This window comes from Pseudomonas gessardii, from assembly GCF_001983165.1.
In the GTDB taxonomy this organism is placed as follows: Bacteria; Pseudomonadota; Gammaproteobacteria; order Pseudomonadales; family Pseudomonadaceae; genus Aquipseudomonas; species Aquipseudomonas gessardii.
Genome location: NZ_MNPU01000135.1, coordinates 1 through 1073, shown reverse-complemented (window position 1 = coordinate 1073; position 1073 = coordinate 1). Strand labels below are relative to the sequence as shown.

2 protein-coding genes and 1 pseudogene are annotated in these 1073 nt (G+C 44.5%); all 3 read right to left on the bottom strand.

The features are described from left to right. On the bottom strand, positions 1 to 99 hold a 99-nt coding region (locus BLL38_RS29980), incomplete at its 3' end, for a helix-turn-helix domain-containing protein (RefSeq protein ID WP_130898222.1). Between the two features lie 36 nt (positions 100 to 135). Further along, a complete protein-coding gene (locus BLL38_RS29975; RefSeq protein ID WP_076965386.1) occupies positions 136 to 321 on the bottom strand; it encodes a hypothetical protein in 186 nt (61 codons plus the stop codon). Continuing rightward, positions 318 to 944: pseudogene (locus BLL38_RS29970) on the bottom strand (site-specific integrase); the annotation flags it as partial. The pseudogene BLL38_RS29970 and the gene BLL38_RS29975, both read right to left, overlap by 4 nt. Positions 945 to 1073 lie beyond the last annotated feature (129 nt).

The following is a 1073-nucleotide window of genomic DNA, read 5'->3' as shown; positions in this document are numbered from 1 at the left end:
TCGGTTGATCAAGCAGGCAATCCTGCGCAAGCTGAGGCCTTGGGCATGACTAACTTGAATGGTGGCACGCTCTTCAACGCTGAGTTCGGAATAAGACATAGGGCAGCACCGTACCGGAAAGGTCAGGTGTTGCACTCAGTTTTTGCCGCCGCCCTTACCACGAATGAGATATGCAAAACTACCAATATCTAACGGCTTCTTTTTAACCTTAACGGTCAGCTGCAATCGCAAACGCTCAGGTTCGGAAAACTCCTGAACCAACTCATTTAGCGTAATAATTTTTGTATTTTCGCGATGCTCTAACAGCTGCCGACTACTCATTCTTGGACCGTCAATTTCATGACTTCGTAGTTACCGTTAAACAATTTCTTCTCCCACACCTCTTGGGCGATGACTTTTTCGTGAGTCATATTGAATAACTTTAGATAGTTTTCAGTTGTTTCCCTAGACTCGTGATGCATACGTTTTTGAATAAAATCAATATCCTCCCCTAATTTCAAAACGCCTTCTTGAACCAACGGTTGCAGGCGCTGGTAGAGTTGATAGGCAAAAGTCGCTCGCAGCCAGTGATATGTAAAATCTTTTGGAAATTGGCTAGAAGCTGTACTCTGCAATTTTCGCTTTATTGTTTCCGTCACCTGCCCTGTCTGTGGCGACCTAACAATTGCGTAACGCGGATCATTTGAAGCCATGTAATAACAATTGCCTTGATCGGAGAGAAACAAATACATATCGTCCTCTTCTATCAACAGACCGGGATGACTGACTTCTAATTGAGCACGAAATTTTTCCCGCCGTCTCCTCATCATCGGACTACGTGCAAGCGTGACCAATTCTTCAGCAAGTTGCTTTGGAACATACAGAACTTGAGTTTTGTCAAATTTCGTATCAATGCCTGTGCGCGGGCCGGCATGCAATTTATAGGCACATTCCGGCACTAGTTTGTGGCTCTTCGCATTTAAGGGTGTAGAAAAAATCTGACCGGCTGGAAAAGGAGTCGAGGATCTTAGAAAATGTAAGCTCTCACACCAACAAAAACTAAGCCCCCGACGTGAACAATCTTACCTTTTCTA